The sequence below is a fragment of the Actinokineospora alba genome (assembly GCF_004362515.1).
Taxonomy (GTDB): domain Bacteria; phylum Actinomycetota; class Actinomycetes; order Mycobacteriales; family Pseudonocardiaceae; genus Actinokineospora; species Actinokineospora alba.
In genome coordinates, this window is sequence record NZ_SNXU01000001.1 from 1,593,565 (window position 1) to 1,610,986 (window position 17,422).

18 protein-coding genes are annotated in these 17,422 nt (G+C 67.4%); 5 read left to right on the forward strand and 13 right to left on the reverse strand.

The features are described 5' to 3' along the window. Nucleotides 1–4 precede the first annotated feature (4 nt). Both C8E96_RS07650 and C8E96_RS07655 read right to left on the reverse strand, forming a co-directional pair. Nucleotides 5–844 (reverse strand): MaoC family dehydratase, encoded by an 840-nt coding sequence (locus tag C8E96_RS07650; protein ID WP_091376702.1) that lies wholly within the window; start codon nucleotides 842–844, stop codon nucleotides 5–7. After that, the gene (locus C8E96_RS07655; RefSeq protein WP_091376706.1) at nucleotides 844–2,187 is read right to left on the reverse strand and encodes a 3-oxoacyl-ACP reductase; all 1,344 of its coding nucleotides are present in this window, start codon (nucleotides 2,185–2,187) and stop codon (nucleotides 844–846) included. The genes C8E96_RS07650 and C8E96_RS07655 overlap by 1 nt, the downstream gene beginning before the upstream one ends. A 90-nt stretch (nucleotides 2,188–2,277) precedes the next feature. Here C8E96_RS07655 and C8E96_RS07660 point away from each other — a divergent pair, with 90 nt between their 5' ends. Together C8E96_RS07660 and C8E96_RS07665 are read left to right on the forward strand one after the other, a co-directional pair. Further along, nucleotides 2,278–3,558: an acetyl-CoA C-acetyltransferase gene (locus C8E96_RS07660; RefSeq protein ID WP_091376709.1), complete on the forward strand. Its 1,281-nt coding sequence runs from the start codon at nucleotides 2,278–2,280 to the stop codon at nucleotides 3,556–3,558. A 123-nt stretch (nucleotides 3,559–3,681) separates the two neighbouring features. Further along, nucleotides 3,682–4,875: an ATP-binding protein gene (locus tag C8E96_RS07665; protein ID WP_091377060.1), complete on the forward strand. Its 1,194-nt coding sequence runs from the start codon at nucleotides 3,682–3,684 to the stop codon at nucleotides 4,873–4,875. Here the strand turns inward: C8E96_RS07665 and C8E96_RS07670 are convergent, their stop codons facing one another. Next, nucleotides 4,876–5,670 carry a hypothetical protein gene (locus tag C8E96_RS07670; RefSeq protein WP_133794248.1) on the reverse strand — a complete coding sequence of 265 codons (795 nt, stop codon included), beginning with the start codon at nucleotides 5,668–5,670 and terminating at the stop codon, nucleotides 4,876–4,878. It abuts the gene before it with no gap. Nucleotides 5,671–5,860: 190 nt separating this feature from the next. On the opposite strand from C8E96_RS07670, the gene C8E96_RS07675 reads away from it, so the two are divergent. Then, nucleotides 5,861–6,541 (forward strand): class I SAM-dependent methyltransferase, encoded by a 681-nt coding sequence (locus tag C8E96_RS07675; RefSeq protein ID WP_166657912.1) that lies wholly within the window; start codon nucleotides 5,861–5,863, stop codon nucleotides 6,539–6,541. A 173-nt stretch (nucleotides 6,542–6,714) separates the two neighbouring features. Here C8E96_RS07675 and C8E96_RS33140 read toward each other — a convergent pair whose 3' ends face one another. Continuing rightward, nucleotides 6,715–6,861 carry a hypothetical protein gene (locus C8E96_RS33140; RefSeq protein ID WP_166657913.1) on the reverse strand — a complete coding sequence of 49 codons (147 nt, stop codon included), beginning with the start codon at nucleotides 6,859–6,861 and terminating at the stop codon, nucleotides 6,715–6,717. Between the two features lie 302 nt (nucleotides 6,862–7,163). Between C8E96_RS33140 and C8E96_RS07680 the strand changes: the two genes are divergently transcribed. Both C8E96_RS07680 and C8E96_RS07685 read left to right on the forward strand, forming a co-directional pair. After that, nucleotides 7,164–8,078 (forward strand): ROK family protein, encoded by a 915-nt coding sequence (locus C8E96_RS07680; protein WP_091376719.1) that lies wholly within the window; start codon nucleotides 7,164–7,166, stop codon nucleotides 8,076–8,078. Between the two features lie 187 nt (nucleotides 8,079–8,265). Then, the gene (locus C8E96_RS07685; RefSeq protein WP_133794250.1) at nucleotides 8,266–8,580 is read left to right on the forward strand and encodes a hypothetical protein; all 315 of its coding nucleotides are present in this window, start codon (nucleotides 8,266–8,268) and stop codon (nucleotides 8,578–8,580) included. A 36-nt stretch (nucleotides 8,581–8,616) separates the two neighbouring features. On the opposite strand, the gene mctP is transcribed toward C8E96_RS07685, so the two are convergent. The 9 genes from mctP to C8E96_RS07720 form a co-directional block, all read right to left on the reverse strand. After that, a complete protein-coding gene (gene mctP, locus C8E96_RS07690) occupies nucleotides 8,617–10,251 on the reverse strand; it encodes a monocarboxylate uptake permease MctP (RefSeq protein ID WP_407642668.1) in 1,635 nt (544 codons plus the stop codon). A 5-nt stretch (nucleotides 10,252–10,256) separates the two neighbouring features. Beyond that, nucleotides 10,257–10,538, reverse strand: coding sequence for a DUF3311 domain-containing protein (locus C8E96_RS07695; RefSeq protein WP_091376730.1), 282 nt, complete (start codon nucleotides 10,536–10,538; stop codon nucleotides 10,257–10,259). 160 nt (nucleotides 10,539–10,698) lie between these two features. After that, complete coding sequence (locus C8E96_RS33145) at nucleotides 10,699–10,875, reverse strand: hypothetical protein (protein ID WP_166657914.1); 177 nt, start codon at nucleotides 10,873–10,875, stop codon at nucleotides 10,699–10,701. A gap of 176 nt (nucleotides 10,876–11,051) precedes the next feature. Beyond that, nucleotides 11,052–12,875 carry a phosphoenolpyruvate carboxykinase (GTP) gene (locus C8E96_RS07700; protein WP_091376734.1) on the reverse strand — a complete coding sequence of 608 codons (1,824 nt, stop codon included), beginning with the start codon at nucleotides 12,873–12,875 and terminating at the stop codon, nucleotides 11,052–11,054. A 374-nt stretch (nucleotides 12,876–13,249) separates the two neighbouring features. Further along, entirely contained in the window at nucleotides 13,250–14,020 is a 771-nt protein-coding gene (locus C8E96_RS07705; protein ID WP_091376737.1) for a hypothetical protein, read from the reverse strand. Nucleotides 14,021–14,136: 116 nt separating this feature from the next. Further along, nucleotides 14,137–15,969, reverse strand: coding sequence for a dynamin family protein (locus tag C8E96_RS07710; protein WP_091376740.1), 1,833 nt, complete (start codon nucleotides 15,967–15,969; stop codon nucleotides 14,137–14,139). Next, nucleotides 15,966–16,436: a nucleotide exchange factor GrpE gene (gene grpE, locus C8E96_RS07715; protein WP_166657915.1), complete on the reverse strand. Its 471-nt coding sequence runs from the start codon at nucleotides 16,434–16,436 to the stop codon at nucleotides 15,966–15,968. The genes C8E96_RS07710 and grpE overlap by 4 nt, the downstream gene beginning before the upstream one ends. A 26-nt stretch (nucleotides 16,437–16,462) precedes the next feature. Further along, nucleotides 16,463–16,834: a methyltransferase gene (locus tag C8E96_RS33915; RefSeq protein WP_324187124.1), complete on the reverse strand. Its 372-nt coding sequence runs from the start codon at nucleotides 16,832–16,834 to the stop codon at nucleotides 16,463–16,465. Then, the gene (locus tag C8E96_RS07720; protein WP_228769959.1) at nucleotides 16,750–17,421 is read right to left on the reverse strand and encodes an acetylserotonin O-methyltransferase; all 672 of its coding nucleotides are present in this window, start codon (nucleotides 17,419–17,421) and stop codon (nucleotides 16,750–16,752) included. Before C8E96_RS07720 ends, C8E96_RS33915 begins: the two co-directional genes overlap by 85 nt. Between the last annotated feature and the right edge of the window lies 1 nt (nucleotide 17,422).

Consider the following 17,422-nt stretch of genomic DNA (forward strand, 5'->3'; position numbering starts at 1 on the left):
GCTACTAGAGAGCGGTAATGGTGCCCTCGAGGTGCGGCTGCGGCTTGCGCGCGTTCACGAGGTCGAACTTCCACCCGGCGCCCACCGGCGTGGCCGCGAAGCCCACCTTGGCGGGCAGCAGCACCGGCAGCTTGAACCGGACGTCCACTGTGTACGCGTCCGGCAGCCTGCCCTCGAACGCCGCCAGGCAGCGCGCCTTCGTCCACATGCCGTGGGCGATGGCGCGCGGGAAGCCGAACAGCTTGGCCGAGAGCGGGTGCAGGTGGATCGGGTTGCGGTCGCCCGAGACCTCCGCGTAGCGCCGGCCGATGTCCTCCGGGACCTTCCAGAACGACGTCGGCTCCGGCAGCTCCGTGCGCTCACCGTTCGGCTCGGACTTGCCCGAGCCGCCACCGCGGTTGAGGTAGGTGCTGACGTCGTGCCAGATGACCTCGCCGCCGATCGACGCCTCGCTGATCATGTCGAACTGCCGACCCTTGGGGTGGTCGCGGAGGTTCTCCACGTGCACCCGCAGGTCGAACTTCTCGTCGACGCGCAGCGAGCGGGTCTGGGTGATGCGGTTGGCGATGTGCACGGACCCGACCAGCGGGAACGGGAAATCGCTGTCCGTCATCAGCTTGACCTGCATCGGGAAGGTCAGCATGTGCGGGTAGGTCGCGGGCAGCTCGTCGGTCAGCCGGAACTCGCAGACCCGGTTGTAGGCGGCGAGGTGCAGCGGGTCCACCGAGACACCGGTGCGCACGTAGTCGCGCTCCGGCAGCGGGCCACCCTTCTTCGTGAAGCCCGCGAGCACCGCCTTGGGGAACAGCAGCCCCAGGTTCGGCGACTCCTTCAGCTCCACCATCACGCCCCCAGCAGGCTCTGGCCGCAGACGCGCACGACGTTGCCGTTGACCGCGCCGGAGGCCGGGCTGGCGTACCAGGCGATCGTCTCGGCGACGTCCACCGGCAGGCCACCCTGCTGCATCGAGTTCATCCGGCGACCGGCTTCGCGGATGAACAGCGGCACCGCCGCGGTCATCTGGGTCTCGATGAAGCCCGGCGCGACGGCGTTGATCGTGATGCCCTTGGCGGCGTACTCGTCGGCGTAGGCGTTGACCATGCCGATCACGGCGGCCTTGCTGGTGCCGTAGTTGGTCTGCCCCAGGTTGCCCGCGATACCGGCGATCGAGGACACCCCGATGATGCGTCCACCCTCGCGGAGCACACCCTCGGCGAGCAGCGCCTCGTTGACCTTGAGCTGGCTGGTCAGGTTGACGGCCAGGACCGAGTCCCAGGCGCCTTCCTTCATGTTCGCCAGCGTCTTGTCCCGGGTGATGCCCGCGTTGTGCACCACGATGTCGACGCCGCCGTGGCGGGTCTTCAGGTACTCGATCAGCTTGGCGGGCGCGTCGGCCGCGGTGACGTCGAGCTGGAACGTCGAACCGCCGACCTTGTTGGCGACCTTCGCGAGGTCGCCGCCCTGGGCCGGGATGTCGAGCGCGATGACGTGCGCGCCGTCGCGGGCGAGTACCTCGGCGATAGCCGCGCCGATGCCGCGGGAGGCGCCGGTGACGAGCGCGACCTTGCCCGCGAGCGGGGCGGTCCAGCTCTCCGGCTCGGTGACGGCGCCGCCGTGCGTGCCGATCCGGATGACCTGGCCGTCGACGTAGGCCGACTTGGCCGAGAGCAGGAAGCGCAGGGTCGACTCGACCTTGTCCTCCGCACCGGGCTGGACGTAGACAAGCTGGGCGGTGGCGCCGCGCTTGAGTTCCTTGCCGAGCGAGCGCGTGAAGCCTTCAAGCGAACGCTGGGCGATGATCTCGCCCGCGGCGGTCGCGCTCTCCGGCGGCGTGCCGAGGACGACGATCCGACCCGACGGCGTGATGGAGCGCATCACCGGGTGGAAGAAGTCGTAGAGCGCCCGCAGCTGGGTGGGGTCAGTGATTCCGGTCGCGTCGAAGACGAGTCCGCCGTACTTTTGGGTGTCGCCCCCGGCCGGTGCGGTCAGGACCTCTATACCTGCCGATTTCAACACCGAGCCGATGGCGTCGACCAGTCGTCCGGTGCCCCCGACCAGCGCCGGGCCGGTCAGAGCGGGCTCGCCACTCTTGTACCGGCGCAGCGGCTCGGGGTTCGGCAGTCCGAGACGCTTCACGAGAAGCCGTCCGACGCCGGAAGTGCTGAACTGTTGGTAGCGGTCAGTCATCCGTTTTACGCCTCCCTACTCGCTAGTAAACCTACTCTAGAGTAGGTTATGATGCTACCCGCAGATGTAAACCTGTGCTCAGGAGGAGAGATGGCCCCCACTCGCGTCCGCCGCGTAGCGATTCTCGGCGGGAACCGGATTCCGTTCGCGCGGTCAAACGGGCCCTACGCCAAGGCTTCCAACCAGGACATGTTCACCGCCGCGCTGGACGGGCTCGTCGCCCGGTTCAGCCTGCAGGGTGAGCGGATCGGCGAGGTCGCGGCCGGTGCCGTCCTCAAGCACAGCCGCGACTTCAACCTCGCTCGCGAGTGCGTGCTCGGCAGCAAGCTCTCGCCGGAGACCCCCGCCTACGACATCCAGCAGGCGTGCGGCACCGGTCTCCAGGCAATCATGCAGGTCGCCAACAAGATCGCCCTCGGCCAGATCGACTCGGCCATCGCGGGTGGCGTCGACACCACCAGCGACGCCCCGCTCGCGGTCAACGACGACCTGCGGCACATCCTCATCGCGCTCAACAACGCCAAGACCGTGGGTCAGCGGCTCGCGCTGGCGGCGAAGATCCGGCCGAGCCACTTCATGCCGGAGCGCCCGGAGAACTCCGAGCCGCGCACCGGGCTGTCCATGGGCGGTCACATGGCGATCACCGCCAAGACCTGGGGCATCACCCGCGAGGCGCAGGACGAGCTGGCGGCGTCGAGCCACCAGAAGCTCGCGGCCGCCTACGAGCGGGGCTTCTTCGACGACCTGATCACTCCGTTCCAGGGCCTCTCGCGCGACCAGAACCTGCGCCCGGAGTCGACGGCGGAGAAGCTGGCGAAGCTCAAGCCCGCGTTCGGCGGCGCGGACGGCACCATGACGGCGGGCAACTCCACCCCGCTCACCGACGGCGCGTCCGCGGTGCTGCTGGCCTCGGAGCAGTGGGCCAAGGAGCACAAGCTCCCGGTGCTCGCCTACCTCACCTTCTACGAGACCGCCGCGGTCGACTACGTCAACGGTGACGAGGGCCTGCTCATGGCGCCCGCGTACGCCGTGCCGCGCATGCTGGCCCGCGCGGGCATGACGCTGCAGGACTTCGACTTCTACGAGATCCACGAGGCGTTCGCGTCGCAGGTCCTGGCCACGCTGGCGGCGTGGGAGGACGTGGCGTTCGCCAAGGAGAAGCTGGGGCTGACCGAGCCGCTGGGCTCGATCGACCGGGCGAAGCTCAACGTCAACGGCTCCTCGCTCGCCGCGGGCCACCCGTTCGCCGCGACCGGCGGCCGGATCGTCGCGACCCTGGCCAAGCTGCTGAACGAGAAGGGGTCCGGCAAGGGCCTCATCTCGATCTGCGCGGCCGGCGGCCAGGGCGTCACGGCGATCATCGAGAAGTAGCAGCTCCTCTACGGGTCTCTAGCGAGCTGGCTAGAGACCCGTAGAGGCCCCAACGGTCGACACGCCGTAGGGGATTCTCAGTCAATATCGGGTCGACGCTAGAAACGCCGATACCGTCGGATGATGGACCCGGTCCGCAACCCGTTCGCGCCCGGCGCGGGCCAACGCCCGCCCGAGCTCGCCGGTCGCGAGAAGGAACTCAAGGCGTTCGAGGTGGTCCTCGAACGCGTCGCCCGCGGCCGCCCGGAACGCAGCCTCGTCCTCACCGGCCTGCGCGGCGTGGGGAAGACCGTGCTGCTGGGCGAACTCCGCTCGATGGCCGTCCGCCGCGGCTGGGGCGCGGGCAAGATCGAGGCCCGACCGGACGCCGACCTGCGCCGACCGCTGTCGGCCGCACTGCACCGAGCCGTCCGCGACCTCGCGGTCCGCCACCGGGCCCCCGACCGTGTCGAGTCCGTGCTGGGTGTGTTGAAAGCCTTTGCTTTGAAAGCAAACCCCGACAACGCGAAGCTGCGCGAGCGCTGGCAGCCGGGCATCGACGTCCCGGCCACGCAGGGCCGCGCGGACTCCGGCGACATCGAGATCGACTTGGTGGAGCTGTTCACCGAGGTGGCCGAGCTGGCCCAGGACGTCGGCACCGGTGTGGCGGTGCTGATCGACGAGATGCAGGACATCAACCCCGACGACATCTCCGCCCTGTGCGCGGCCTGCCACGAGCTTTCCCAGTCGGGTGCGCCGCTCGTGGTCGTCGGCGCGGGCCTGCCGCACCTGCCCGCGGTGCTGTCGGCCAGCAAGTCCTACTCCGAGCGGCTGTTCCGGTACGTGCGGATCGATCGCCTCGACCGCACCGACGCGGATCAAGCCGTGCTCGCGCCCGTCGACCGCGAGGACGCCGGGATCACGCCCGAGGCATTGGACGCGCTGTTCGAGCGCTCGGGCGGCTACCCGTACTTCATCCAGGCGTACGGCAAAGCGGCATGGGACGCGGCGCCCGACGACCCGATCACGGTCGAGGACGTCGCCGTGGCGGCACCGGAAGCGGAGGCGGAGCTGGCGGTCGGCTTCTTCGGCTCCCGCTACGAACGCGCGACACCGGCGGAGCGCGAGTACCTGCGGGCGATGGCGGAACTGACCGAGGGCAAAGACGAGGGGGCGGGCACCTCGGACGTCGCGGTCTACCTGGGCCGCAAACCTTCGTCGCTTTCACCGGCGCGCGACAGCCTGATCAAGAAGGGGCTGATCTACTCGGCGGAACGCGGGCGCATCGCCTTCACCGTGCCGCATTTCGGCCGGTACCTCCTGGGAATGGACGAGTAGTCATTTCCAGGCCAGAAGCAGCCTGCGAACGTACTTGAACGCGTCGTCGACGAAAGTCGTCGGATACTCCTTCGCCACCGACCGCAACTCGGCGGTCCAGGTGGCAGGCGGCGGCACCTGCGCGTGCTTCTCCACGTCCCTCACGAATGACGAGCAGGCTCGATAAATCAGGGCCGCGTCGAAAATGAACACCTCGATCGGCGTGTACTGCTTGCCTTGCCGGGCTTCCCGTTCCCATACCTCGCCGATCTCCTTCGCGCACGAAGCGAAGGACTTCGACAGCGCGAGCCCCGGCCCGGACAACCGCTTCTCGACCCACTTCACGAGCACGTCCGCCGCGTACTGCGAAAACGCGACCTGGTCGAAGTCGATATGAACCCGGGGAGGTCCGTTGATGAAGGTGACGCGCGCCGTTGCTCTCGGCGGGAGCCGGTGGACCCCGAAAGGCAAGGTCGCCGACACCGTGAGGTCGGCACGGACCGCGTCGGCCAAGGACTCGATTTGGCCGGAGCTGACGCGAACTACCGCATTCGGTGCCGAGACTGTCAGCATCACCGTGGATACGTTCTCGATTTTCATCTCGGTGTCCGGGTACTGGCACGCGGTGATGAACGCGGGCAGGCGCCCTTCCAGGATGAGCGGTTGGCAGATCGCTTGCAGTGTCGGCGACACCGTTGCTGTCGATGGGGTAGTCACCGTTGTCGTGACCACCGGATCGTCGTCATGCCAGCATCCGGCGGCGACGACGAGGGGCAGAACCGCGGCAAGACAGCGATTGCGACGAGACCAACGCACCATGGCGCACCTCGAACAGAACACATGGGTGGATTGCTCCGACTGGTTCAAGCGCGCTACCTGGACCATCGCGCTCAGGTGTGTGACCGTTACCGCTGGTGAGGGCTCGAAACGCCGCGGGCGGATCGCCCGATATCACCGTCATCCGGCATCCCCGGGCCGGGACCGGAATATGAGCAGGTGACTCTTGTTGACCGATCGACTGACCCGGTGGCTTCGAGCCGGCTACTACATCGCGGGGTACGGGCGGAAGTTCCCGTTCCGCGCGCGGGTCGAGCGGATCGTCCGCGAATGGGAGTCCCGCGCGGGCCAGGGTGACGCTCCGAAGGCGCAAGCCGCCTGGGACGGGCAATACGCGCGGGGCGAGTGGGACTACCTGGCGGGGGTGGCCGAGATCTCGCACTACGCGGTGATCGTCGGCTACGGCACCTACCTGAAGCCGGGGGGCAGCGTCCTCGACGTCGGCTGCGGGGAAGGTGTCCTGCAGGAGCGGTACCTGCCGCACGGTTACTCGAACTATGTGGGCGTCGACATCTCGGCGGTCGCGGTCGAGAAGTTGAAGGACCGGGAAGACGAGCGCACGGCGTTCGTCCAAGGGGACGCGGAAAGCACGGTGCCCGAGGGCAAGTTCGACGTGATCGTGTTCAACGAGAGCCTGTACTACTTCGAGGACCCACTCGCCGTGATGACCCGGTACGCGGAGGTCTTGGCTCCGGACGGGATTTTCCTCGTGTCGATGTTCCAGGGCTCCCGCCGCGCGCGCAGCGTGTTGGAGCACGTCCTTCGGCACCACACGGTGTTGGACGAAACCTTGACCACCCAGGGCACTCGCTCTTGGCGCTGCGCCGTCGTACGGCCTAAGGGCGCCTGACCCCGGACAAATGGAAACCCCGTAGTGCTGCCAGGTCGGGGGTCCGCCAGCACTACGGGGTCAACCGGAACATCGTGCTTAGTCCCGGTGGTGTTACACAGAACCAAACTGTGCCCTGCATCACATTCTTGGTTCTGTGTAATTGAGGGCTTTCAGGGTGGAGCAGGAAGGGCTTAGCGCCAGGTCACGTGCTGCGTCTGAGCGAGGGTGATCAGCTCGTGACGCATCGAGGGCGTAGCCGCCTGCTCGATCGCGCGAGTCACCGCCTTGCGAGTACGGGCCTCGACGCGGCGGGCTCGGATCTTCGCAGCGATGTTCATGGTGGTCGCATCCCCTTCGGAAGCTGTTTGCCGTTCTGGCTGACCGGCATGACTCAAGTATGCACCTTCCGCCCGGCAAATGCACCCGTTTGTCCGGTGAACTGGCGCACATCCCGATGAATCATCGGTCAACTACTGATGACTCCCGGCGGCTGTCCGGCTTGAAGTGTGACCCGGCGGACACCCGGCTAACGCCGGACAAGGGTCACGCGATGCCGCCCTACCCGCCTATCGGCCGATCTAGCAAAATCTCTAGATCTTGTTAGACCAGCGGAGACGACCATCGACGGCATACTTCTCGGGTGGCTTACCTGGGTATTGACGTCGGCGGGACCAAGATCGCGGCCGGAATCGTCGACGGCGACGGTGAAGTGCTGGAACGCCTGCAGGTCCCGACGCCCGAAGGCGACGCCGACACGGTGTTCGCGGCGATCGAGGAGTGCGTGCGGCAGCTGGACACCGAGGTCGACGGTGTCGGCGTGGCCAGCGCGGGACCGCTGGACCTGCGCGCAGGCACCGTCTCGCCGGTCAACATCCCCGAGTGGCGCGGCTTCCCGCTGCGCGACCGGGTGCGACAGCTCTTCCCCGACAACAACGTCGTCCTGGCCAACGACGGCCTGTGCATGGCGCTCGGCGAGCACTGGGTGGGTGCGGGCCGCGGGACCGACGACCTGATCGGCCTGGTCGTCTCCACCGGTGTCGGCGGCGGGCTCGTCCTCGGCGGCCGCGCGTACCCGGGTCGCACCGGCAACGCCGGGCACATCGGGCACACCGCCGTCGACGTCGAGCCGGACTGCCCCTGCGGCGGCGTGGGCTGCGTCGAGGTTCGCGCGAGCGGGCCGAACCTGGTGACCTGGGCCCGATCACAGGGCTGGAAGGCCCCGGACGACGCCGACGCGAAGGCACTGGCGGACGCGGCGATGGCGGGCGACAAGATCGCGAACGCCGCGTTCGAGCGCAGCGGGCAGGCGGTCGGCATGGCGATCGCCGCGACCGCCGTGATGTTCGATCTCGAGCTCGCGGTGGTCGGCGGCGGGGTGGCCCAGGCCGGTGAGTTGCTGTTCGCTCCCATTCGTTCGGCGGTCGCCCGGCACGCCAAGTTGACGTATGTGAGCGATTTGCGGGTGGTTCCCGCCGAATTGGGCAAAGACGCGGGGATCGTCGGCGCCGCGTCGCTCGTGGCGCGACCTGCGACGATGCCAACTCCACCCGAATAGGCCAACAGTCGACTCCGGTGATCGCTTCCGGTCAGCGAATCACTCGATCGGCGTGCCTTGTCGCGCGCCTTCCGTTCGTCGCTGAACACGCTCCGCTCACCGTCTACTTCGAAGTAGGAGCGAGTTCTTCGGCCGAATGGCGGCAGACTTAACGGCGACTCGGGCAGACCTAAGGAGTTCGACAGCTTTGGCCGTTAAAGGACCAGAGTCCACCAGCGCGGAACACCGCCGCGCCGTGCACCTGACTTACGTGCCGCCCCCGGCTGACCGCACCATCCCGTCGCCGAGGTCGGAACCCACGCCCGCGCACCGTTCCGCGGGGGAGAAGTTCATGCTCGCCGCCGAGCGCGTGCTGGGCGGCTTGGCGCCGACGCTGCGCCAGGCGCTGATGATGTCGGGCGTCGCCGTGGGCGGGCTCGTCATCGTCGCGCTCACCGCGGGCATCGCGATCGCCGGCGTGGTCGCCGTCGTCTTGGCCGGGGTGGCGTACTTGCAGAGGTAGGTGCGCGCGGGTCAAGTGCCCGCGCGCACCTCGCCCCTAGTGCGCGCCGATCTTCTTCAGCTTCTTGTCGCCCTCGTCGACGTGGTAGTCGCCGAGGTTGGTTTCATCCGTGCCGTTGAACGTGCGCATCCGCCGTGCGATCACCGTGACGATCACCGCGACGACCAGGTTCGCCGCGAGCGCCAGGATGCCCGCGTAGATCATCATGCTGTTGCCCGCGAACGGGTGCCAGCCGAAGAAGCCCAGGTCGTTGAGCTTGAGCGCCGACGACCCGAAGTGCTGACGCTTCCCGTCCGCGCTGGGGATGTTGTAGAGCAGCCACATTCCCCAGGCCATACCCACGGTCCAGCCCGCGATCAGGCCGCGCATGTGGAACCACCGTGTGTAGAGCGCGATGGCCACCGCGGGGAGCGTCTGCAGGATCATCACGCCGCCGATGAGCTGCAGGTCGATCGAGAACTGCGGGTCGATGAACAGGATGAACGCGACCGCGCCGAACTTGACCACCAGCGACGCCAGCTTGGCCTGCTTGGCCTCCTGGGCGGGCGTGGCGTCCTTGTGCATGAACTCCTTGTAGACGTTGCGCGTCCACAGGTTCGCCGCGGCGATCGACATGATCGCGGCGGGCACCAGGGCGCCGATGCCGATCGCGGCGAACGCGATGCCCGCGAACCATGACGGGAACTGCTCCTGGAACAGGACGGGCACGATGGTGTTCGTGTCGGCCTTACCGGTCGCCTGGTTGGTGATCGGCTTCGTGCCCGCCGAGATCGCCATGTAGCCGAGCAGCGCGAGCAGGCCGAGGACCAGCGAGTACGCGGGCAGCGCGGACATGTTCCGCTTGATCACCTTGCGCCCGCGGGAGGCGAGCACACCGGTGATCGAGTGCGGGTACAGGAACAGCGCGAGCGCCGAGCCAAGGGCCAGGGTCGCGTACTGCAGCTGGTTGTTCGCGTTGAGCAGCAGGCCATCGCCCGCCGCCGGCGTCGCCTTGAACTTCTCGTCGGCGGAGCTGAAGATCTCGCTCCAGCCGCCGAGCTTGATCGGCAGGTAGATCACCGCGACGATGATCACCACGTAGATCAGGATGTCCTTGACGAACGCGATCAGCGCGGGTGCCCGCAGGCCCGACTGGTAGGTGTAGACCGCGAGGACGATGAAGGCGATCAGCAGCGGCAGGTGCCCGAGGAAGCCGGAGCCGTTGAACCCGAGCGTGCGCAGCACCGCCTCCAGGCCGACCAGCTGCAGCGCGATGTACGGCATGGTGGCGACGATGCCGGTGATCGCGATCAGCAGCGCCAGCAGCGGCGAGCCGTAGCGGCCGCGGACGAAGTCGGCCGGGGTGACGTAGCCGTGGACCCGCGAGACCGACCACATGCGCAGCAGCGGCATGAAGACGATCGGGTAGACGATCACCGTGTACGGCAGGGCGAAGAAGCCCGCGGCGCCCGCGCTGAACATGAGCGCCGGGACCGCGACGAAGGTGTACGCGGTGTAGAGGTCGCCACCGATCAGGAACCACGTGATCCACGAGCCGAACTTGCGCCCGCCCAGTCCCCACTCGTCGAGGTGTTCGAGCGTCTCCCCGGCCTTCCACTTGGCGGCCACGAAGCCCATGACGGTGACCACGCCGAACAGCAGGGCGAAGACGATCAGCTCGGTCCAGTGCAGGTCGTTCACCGGCTCGTCCCTTCATCCAGGTCGTCCACGTCGAGGCCGACGCCTGGCGCGGGCTTCGTCGGCTCGTCCGCCGTCTTGAAGAAGACGAGCGTCGTGCACAGGACGCCGACGGGAATCCCGACGAACTGGAACCAGTAGTAGAAGGGCATTCCGAACAGCTCAGGGCCGGTTCGGTTGAAGAGCGGCGTGATCAACCAGAGCAGCGGAACCGCCAGCAGCAGGTTCCATGGGCTCCACCTCAGTGTGGAGCCCCTTTTCCCAGGCAGGGCCATTGGCATACCTCGCTCGCTTCGCGGGAGTGTTGCCGGGAAACAGTAGAGCGCGAGGGCGTTCGCGTCACCAGTTAACTGGTAACGAATTCATGCCGCGATTCGCCAACGGCAGGGCAAGCGTCCACAGGCTGTGCACAACTTTATCCACAGGCTGTGGACAGTAACTTCAGAGGTCGAAGGCCGAAACGCTGTGCTGTTCGGCGAGTCGATCACCGATGATCAACAGGCAGGGCAGGCATCGGGGCCCTTCGTGCGTGGAGCCGATCTTGCCGAACGGCACGCTGTGCGTGCACGCGGCCTCGACGAAACTCGCAGGCCGCTCATCGCTGGGAAAGGCGTGCACCCGTTCGTCGTATCCCGATCGCCGCCACCGCCATCTATCCGCCTCGCCCATTGTCCTCAGCCTCCCTGAATCGTGATCGTCCTTCTAAGGGGACAGGACAACACGCTGATGGTGACGCTGAAAACGCCGGAAGGCCACCACGAATCTCGTGGTGGCCTTCCCGGTTTTGCCAGTTGCTAGCCCAAACGCTGCTTGAGCGCCTCGAACTCGTCGCGCAGCGGGGTCGGCAGCTTGTCGCCGATCTTGTCGAACCACTCCTCGATGAGGGGCAGCTCGGCCTTCCACTCGTCGACATCGACCTTCAGCGCGGCCTCGATGTCGGCACGGTCGCCTTCGACGCCCTCAAGGTCGAGGTCGTCGATGGTCGGCACGTAGCCGATCGGGGTCTCCACAGCCGCGGCCTTGCCCTCGATGCGCTCGATGGCCCACTTCAGCACGCGGGAGTTCTCACCGAATCCAGGCCACAGGAACTGCTTCTCGTCGCCACGGCGGAACCAGTTGACGTAGAAGATCTTCGGCAGCTTGGTCGCGTCGGCGCTCTTGCCGGTCTCGATCCAGTGCTTGAAGTAGTCACCGGCGTGGTAGCCGATGAACGGCAGCATCGCCATCGGGTCGCGGCGCACGACACCGACCTGGCCGACCGCGGCCGCGGTGGTCTCGCTGGACAGGGTGGCGCCCATGAAGGTGCCGTGCTGCCAGCTGCGCGACTCGGTGACCAGCGGGATCGTGGTGGCGCGGCGGCCACCGAAGAAGATCGCCGAGATCGGCACGCCGTTGGGGTCGTCCCACTCGGGCGCCTTGGTGTCGCACTGCTCGATCGGGGTGCAGTAGCGCGAGTTCGGGTGCGCGGCCTTCTCGGTGGACTCCGGGGTCCAGTCCTGCTTCTTCCACGAGGTGAGGTGCTCCGGCGCGTCGCCGATGCCCTCCCACCAGATGTCACCGTCGTCGGTCAGCGCGACGTTGGTGAACAGCGAGTTGCCCTTGGCGATCGTCTTCATCGCGTTCGGGTTGGTGTGGAAGTCGGTGCCCGGCGCCACGCCGAAGAAGCCGTTCTCCGGGTTGACGGCGTAGATGCGGCCGTCCTTGCCGAAACGCATCCAGGCGATGTCGTCGCCGATGGTCTCGACCTTCCACCCGGGGATGGTCGGGTCGAGCATCGCGAGGTTGGTCTTGCCGCAGGCGCTGGGGAAGGCCGCCGCGACGAAGTAGACCTTGTTCTCCGGCGAGGTCAGCTTGAGGATGAGCATGTGCTCGGCCAGCCAGCCCTCGTCGCGGCCCATCACCGAGGCGATGCGCAGCGAGTAGCACTTCTTGCCGAGCAGCGCGTTGCCGCCGTAGCCGGAGCCGAAGCTCCAGATCAGCCGCTCCTCGGGGAAGTGCACGATGTACTTGGTGTCGCTGCACGGCCACGCGACGTCGGCCTGGCCGTCTTCGAGCGGCGCGCCGATCGAGTGCAGGGCGGGGACGAAGTCGCGCTCGGTGCCGTCGGCGTCGACGAAGCGGTTCAGCGCCTTGGTGCCCATCCGGGTCATGATCTTCATCGAGACCACGACGTACTCGGAGTCGGTGATCTCGACGCCCAGCATCGGGTTCTCCGCGTCGAGCGGGCCCATGCAGAACGGGATCACGTACATCGTGCGGCCGCGCATCGAGCCCCGGTAGAGCTCGGTCATCACGGCCTTCATCTCGGCCGGGTCCATCCAGTTGTTCGTGGGACCGCAGTCGGCCTCATCCTGCGAGCAGATGTAGGTCCGCTCCTCGACGCGCGCGACGTCGTTGGGGTCGGAGGCCGCGTAGAACGAGTTCGGTTTTTTGTCCAGGCGGGTGAAGGTGCCTGCCTCCACCAGCTTGTCCGTCAGCCGGGTCCACTCCTCTTCGGAGCCGTCGACCCAGACCACCTGGTCCGGAACGGTCAGTTCTGCCACCTCGCGCACCCACGCCAGGAGCCGCTGGTGCGTCGTCGGTGCCTGGTCAACGCCAGGGATTGTCACTGCCGTCATCTCGCCTCGTCTCCTGACTGAACGCCGAAATGCCGATCAGGACGCCATCTGTCCTGGAGGGACCGACGGCGTCCTCATCGAATGGCTGCGCGCCCGCTTCGGATGAAGCGGGTCCGTGCCATGAAGGAATGCATTGAGGCTAGCGAAGTGACTGCCAGGTAACCGAGACCTGTCCTGTCGGTTCTCTCACAGGAACGATAAGGGAATCGATTCAGTACACGGATGCGTAGTCACAAATCGGACATCCACCTGTCCGTTCTGCGAACTCGGCCCGCGAAACGTGAGTCTTCCCACGTCACAGGTGTTGACCAAGAAAAGATCCCGGCACGCGGGCGCGCACCGGGATCTCTTCAAGCTGACTGTTCGTGACTAGCTCATCCCTGCCAGGCGGAGTCGGAGGCGCTGGTCTTGTCGCCGGAGCCCTCGGACTCGTAGGTGCCGTCGGAGTTGATGTGACCGGTCTCGACGGTGGTCCACTCGTCTTCGCCGGTGTGCTCGGAGATGGTGACGTCGCCGTCGGCCTCGACCACGATCGCCTGGTCGGCTTCGCCGTCGCCGTCCGAGTCGGTGAACGCGTAGGTGTTGCCGTCCTCGTCGGTGACGACCGCGGTGTCGTTGGTGCCGTCGCCGTCGGCGTCGTACTCCGCCTTGCCCGCGGACTGGTCGCCGTCCTTGGTGTCGACGGTGATCTCCTCGCCGCCGGTGCCCTTCGAGTCAGCGGAGTCGTCGGCGTTGTCGTCCTTCGTCGAGGTCGACGTCGCGTCGGTGCCCTTGTCGTCCTTGTCCGAGTCGTCCTTCGAGGAGGCGCCACCCGCGTCAGCGCCATCCCCCGAGGGCGCTTCGACGGAGTCGGGGTCGGCTTCGGTCCACTCGCCGGAGGACTCGTCGTACTCGGCGGCGCCGGTGACGTTGCCTTCCTCGTCGAGCTGCACCATCGTGTCCGCGGTGCCGTCGCCGTCGGTGTCCGTGAACGCCATGTAGCCGTCCTCGGTCTGCACGACGGCGGTGTCGTTGGAGCCGTCCTTGTCGTAGTCGTAGTTCTCTTCGACCTCGTACTCTTCGCCCCCGACCTCGACGGTCAGCTCGTCCTGGCTCGACGTGTCGTCGGCGGTGGTGTCGTCGGCGCCCGTTTCGTCCACGTACACGTGGAACCCCCTTACTGAATCCCTTTCGGGATTGTCCGTCTTTGTTGTGGGTATGACTGACGACCCGTCGGTCCGGTTCCCGGCGTTACCAAAGAACTTCGGTACCGCTGATCGGGTCAACCCTTGTCGCGCACGGAGCGGATGCTCGCTAGGAGCTTCTCCGCGCGGTCGCGTCCGGCGACTACGTCGGTCAGGCGCTTGTTTACCACGGTCACCAGCTTCTGGCGCTCACTCACGTCAAGTCGTAATGCCTTGTCGACCTCACGGAGTTGTTCTTCGATTCCGGCGATCCGCTTGCCCAGTGCCTCATCGAGCGCGAGCGAGAGCTGCGACTCGGCGTCGATGAGCTGTTCGGACACCAACTGGTCCAAGGTGGAGCGTGAATCGGCGATGGATTCGTTGAGCCAAAGCTTCATGTGCTGTTTGTCGGCGGAGTGCTTACGCGTGCGCGCGATCCACCAGCCCGCGCCCAGTCCGATGATGATCGTGGGCACCAACAAGATCGGCGCGGCCACGGCGCCCGCGATCGGCAGCACCGCCATCTTGCCCGCGCCGAAGCCGCCGGAGATGCCCATGAACACCAGGAGCTTGTCCTCCGCGGTCGGCATCCGCTTCTCGGCGGCGCGCAGAACCACTTGGGACTGACCGGAGCGGGCGAACTGGGACCGGATGACCTCGAGCTCGTCGGGGCTGAACAGCTCGCTGAGCACGGTGTCGGCGACCTGGTTGAGCCGGGCGCTGACCGACTGGCTGATCCGGCCGGACACCATCTGCATGGCGGCGTCGACCTGGCCGGGCAGGGCGGCGAGCTTCTCCCGGTCCGCGGTGTCGATGGCCTGGCGGAACCAGGACTGCAGGTCGCGCATCTGGCGGCTGACCTCGTGGGCGTTCTCCAGCCGGGCGCGCTGGATCTCGCTGCGCAGCTTGACCTGCCAGCCCTTGGTCGAGGACCGCCGCTCCGAGGTCAGCTCCTCCTTGCGGGCGCGCAGCGTCTCGGCCTCGGCCTCGCCGGTGGTCAGCGCGCGGCGTTCGTTGTCCAGCTTCACTTTCAGCTCGCCGAGCGCCGAGGACAGCGCGCGCAGCGTGTTCGCCTCCGACAGCATCGCCGAGCGGCCGACGAGCAGGGTCTGCAGCGCCTGCTGCAGTTCCACGACGCCGGACTTCTCCTTGAGCATGGTCGCGGCCTCGGGGCTGGGCGCCTTCCCGGCCATGTCGAACATCCGCGAGGACACCGGGTGGAAGGTGGCGCCGGCGAAGCGGGGGGCGTGGTCGGTCAGCAGCGCCTGGTTGGCTTCGAGCACCTGCCGCCAGCCGCGGTACTGATCCACTTTGGACAGCGCGAAGACGACCGTCTCCACCCGCTCGCCGATGTTGGCGAGGAAGTTCAGCTCGCCCAGGGTGAACGGGGCGGACGCGTCGACGACGAAGAGCAGCGCGGTCGCCGACGCGGCGGCCTCGATGGCCAGTTCGCCGTGCACGGAGTCGAGCCCGCCGACCCCGGGGGTGTCGACGAGGACGAGCTTCTCCAGCAGCGGCACGGGTCCGTCGACCTCGACGTAGCGCGGCGGCAGCTCGCCGTCGGGCAGGTCGTGCGCGGCGGACACCCAGTTGATCAGCTTGCCGAGGTCGACCGGGACCGGCGCGAGCTGGCCGGGGTAGCAGGCCCGGGCCTCCCACTCGTCGGCGTGGCCGAAGATCAGGTAGGTCGCGGTGGCCACGTCGGCGTCCACAGGGGACAGACCGGGGGTTTCGATCAGGGCGTTGACCAGCGAGCTCTTGCCTCGGTTGGTCTCACCGACGACCACCACCGACGGCTTCTTCTTGCGCCGCGAGCGGATCTCCTCGACCCACTGCGCGGACTCCGGCTCGGCTTCGCGGAGCAGGGCGAGCAGCTTCTCCCTGGCCAGCGCGACCTGCTTGGGCAGCGACAGCGGCTGGGGCTGGGTCATGCGGTGGTCGCCTTGGCCGTGTAGACGGTGACGATCGGCGGGCGCAGCACCTGCCCGCGGTCGCTGAAGCCGACGACCTCGGTCTCGGCGACCGTGCCGTCGAGCGCCTCGTCCTCGGTGCCCATGGTGCCGCCCGCCTCGTGCACTGACGGGTCGAACTTCGCGCCGTCGGGGCGAACCGCGTCGACACCGACAGCGGCGAGCCCCTCCTCGATGCGTTCGGCGACACCGGAACTGCGGGCGCGGTCGTGCGCGTAGAGGCACAGCGTCACCAGCGCCCGGCGCTCGTCGAGCGCCTGGTCGTAGAGCTCCGGCGCGATGCTGACCAGCGCCGGTTCGACCCGGAAGTCGTCCACCAGCTCCACCGGCGCGGCGGCGTCGGCGTTCTCGATCACCTGCGCTTCGACCTGGATGGTCGAGTCCTCGTTGCCGCCATCTTTGCTCTTGCCCTTGAACCAGGAAGCCACGGTTCCGGAGAGTACAGGCAGCGCACTCAGACGGGAGTCGATTCGAGCACGCACAGCGGGGAGACCGTCTGGACCACCCGGTCGAGCCGGAATCCGGCCCGCGCCAAGAACTCCCGGTGCTCTTTCTCGGTGCGCTCCCGACCGCCGACGATCACCAGCATCTCCAGGTCGATCAGCTTCGCGGGATGGGGTGCGTTCCCCTCCGGCACGACGAAGTCGACGAGCAGCAGCTTGCCCGCGGGATCGATCGCGTCCCGGATGTTGCGCAGGATCGGCAGGGCCTTGTCGTCAGCCCAGTCGTGGATGATGTTCTTCAGGAGGTAGGCGTCGCCACCCGCCGGGACGGTCTCAGTCCGGCGACCGCTGCAGGATCGCGGCCATCGACGATCTTGCGGAATCCGGAGAAGTCATAGGCGGCGAGCACCGGGGCCTTGGCGAACGCCGACATGCTCGTCATCGCGGTGTTGAAGACTTCCGCGTAGGACCTGTTCTGCTCGAAGTACGCCCAGACGTCCATTCCCCGGACCTTCGACACGGCGTCGCCGCCGTCGCGCACCGAGTCGAGCAGGTGTCCCCAGTGCTCCCAGTGCTCGGGTGAGCCGACCATCATCGCCATCGACCCCATGGGCACTTCGGCGTCGGAGCGCAGGGTGCGGCCCAACGCGGTCAGCGAGTACCGGCCTTGGCCGTCCACCCGGAACACACCCTGACTGGCGAGTGCGCGCATCAGCCGGTTCACCGCGTCCGGATGCGCGTGGACCCGGTCGGCGATGTCCTTCGCCCGGAGGGGTCCGTCTTTGAGCACGTCGGCGATGCCGAGCTTCGCGGCGGCGTAGAGCGCCTGCGTGACCATGCTGCCGCTGATCAGGTCGATCATGGCCACCTGCGGCGGCACCATCTTGCGGTGCAGCGACCCGACCCGGGCGCGAACACCCTCGACGAGACGCACGAGCCGAGCGGGAGGGACCTTCGCGTCGCCTGGCATG

Coding starts and splice junctions, on each gene's coding strand:
- C8E96_RS07650 (WP_091376702.1), bottom strand. CDS start 844: ATGGTGGAGCTGAAGGAGTCGCCGAACCTGGGGCTGCTGTTCCCCAAG.
- C8E96_RS07655 (WP_091376706.1), bottom strand. CDS start 2,187: ATGACTGACCGCTACCAACAGTTCAGCACTTCCGGCGTCGGACGGCTT.
- C8E96_RS07660 (WP_091376709.1), top strand. CDS start 2,278: ATGGCCCCCACTCGCGTCCGCCGCGTAGCGATTCTCGGCGGGAACCGG.
- C8E96_RS07665 (WP_091377060.1), top strand. CDS start 3,682: ATGGACCCGGTCCGCAACCCGTTCGCGCCCGGCGCGGGCCAACGCCCG.
- C8E96_RS33140 (WP_166657913.1), bottom strand. CDS start 6,861: ATGAACATCGCTGCGAAGATCCGAGCCCGCCGCGTCGAGGCCCGTACT.
- C8E96_RS07695 (WP_091376730.1), bottom strand. CDS start 10,538: ATGCCAATGGCCCTGCCTGGGAAAAGGGGCTCCACACTGAGGTGGAGC.
- C8E96_RS07700 (WP_091376734.1), bottom strand. CDS start 12,875: ATGACGGCAGTGACAATCCCTGGCGTTGACCAGGCACCGACGACGCAC.
- C8E96_RS07710 (WP_091376740.1), bottom strand. CDS start 15,969: ATGACCCAGCCCCAGCCGCTGTCGCTGCCCAAGCAGGTCGCGCTGGCC.
- C8E96_RS07720 (WP_228769959.1), bottom strand. CDS start 17,421: ATGCCAGGCGACGCGAAGGTCCCTCCCGCTCGGCTCGTGCGTCTCGTC.